Here is a 1,794-nt window from a genome sequence, read left to right on the forward strand (position 1 = left end):
GGCAGAGCGATCTTGGTCGAGATCGTTCAGTGAAGGCTCGAAGTTGTTGGATAATCTCAAGATACAACAACATCAGCGTTGAGCAGTCGAATCGTGTAGATCATATAAGCGACGACGAGCTTGGGGCAGTCGCCTAGTACTTTCCCAAGATCGTCTGATCGGCCAGTTCTGGTGGCAATGCGCCTTCGGTAGAGCAAAGCATTTTCGAGCGGCCGGTGGTCAGCTCATTGTCGCCGTTTGCTGAAAACGGACGCGGGTGTAAGAGCAGGAAGGCCGTCCAGGCATTGGTGCCCGCAATTTGTATTATAAGGCCACGATCGGAGCAGCGACAGCATTGCTTATGTGCCGGTCCGCACCGTGGCTGCAGGCGCACCTTGAAAGAACTCGGAAGCCGCGAGCCAAAGGCCGCTGGCGGCGTGGGTTCCTTGGCATTAGCGCCTCGATTTCTGTCCTGGGCCAGCCATTAGGGATACGCTGAAGCGTTGTGGTGATCATGCGAATGATCGACGTTGTTCATATTCGCAGTCTGCAGCAGTGATGATCACCGCTTTTCATCCGCGAGCTCGCTGATTATGCCGCAAGCCGGATTATGCCGCATGAGCAGTCTTCTTCGCTTCGAGGCTGGCACCCGTTGGTCGCCACGTCGCTGCGCGGGGACCAGGTCGCCGCTGGCATGGCACTGACCAAGCGGCTAGTTCCGAACGACGCAACGCACGTGCCCGCGGCTGCTCGGCAGCTGTGGAGGGGCACCAGCGCAGCATAGCTGGCATAGGAGAGCCAACGGGTTCTTTCATAGCCGTCGGCGTAGACGGCGTTGATGGTCTCGGGCGTTAGATGGCGATGAAAGGCGGACGTTCTCCGTCGAGTCGCCACCGAGAAGTCGCCCCGCGGCGGGCGCACGCGGCAGCCTTCTCCCTTGCGTGTTTCATGCAGTGCGTTAGGACCCTAGCTTGCGTCGCTGTAATGGCCCATCAATGGGCACGCCGAGAGCCCGCGGCTGAACTCAGGATCCGATGAACTCCTAAAGCTTATCGATCACTATTTGCCTGGAGTTGCGGTTTCCGAAAGGATATCAATGACCTCGAGCTTGGCGTCATACTCCTCGTATGTGCCAAGCATGGGTTCGCCAAGTGCAATATTGTGCACGGGATCGACAATCGAGGGTGAGTCGTAAGTTAGGGAGATGGGTCCAGTAAATTGAACTTGATCGCCAAGCTCGTCGCGTCGCAACGTTCGCGCGGTGCACCATTTGACGAGCTGCGTTACTGCGCCCTTCCCGCGCTCATTGATGGGGGGCAAATGCCGAACCGAGTAGAAATACGTCCGCGCAGAAAACATCTGTTGCGAACTCGAGCTCATGCGCTGGTCCGGTTGAGCGGTAAGAGTCAGCAGGCGCTTGCCAGCTGGACGCTCGAGCGTACCCTGAATTAGGCCACCTTCTCTAATCAGAGTAATGTGCGCCAGCTTTTTTGGAGCACCAAGAACCTCTCGTCCCGAGGCAAGCGCTGCATCATTCGTTGTCACGTAAATGTAAGGAATGTAAAAGCCGGTCTCACCGCCGGGATCACGAACTTGAATTCCTGAATAGCACTCCAAGTACGGCCCCACAGTGCTTGAGGGATAGCTCGCGACCCCCACAACGGCGATTGCAGGGTTTGCTACGGGTACTAATCCCTTCGGTAGTAGAGAGGACACCTCGCTCCCCACGCTGAATACAAGGTTTATGGCTTGGCAGCCGAGAAACGCGCTGCCACGGTCTCTGCTCCCACGGTAGAGAGGCGCATCAAGAGGAAT

The 1,794-nt window shown here is 57.1% G+C and carries 1 protein-coding gene; it reads right to left on the reverse strand.

Translation table 11 applies throughout. The features are described from left to right. Positions 1-1,038: 1,038 nt before the first annotated feature. The coding region (locus I6F36_RS38510; protein ID WP_225143913.1) for an acetoacetate decarboxylase family protein at positions 1,039-1,794 on the reverse strand (756 nt) is incomplete at its 5' end.

This window comes from Bradyrhizobium sp. BRP19 (assembly GCF_020194195.1).
Taxonomy (GTDB): Bacteria; Pseudomonadota; Alphaproteobacteria; order Rhizobiales; family Xanthobacteraceae; genus Bradyrhizobium; species Bradyrhizobium yuanmingense.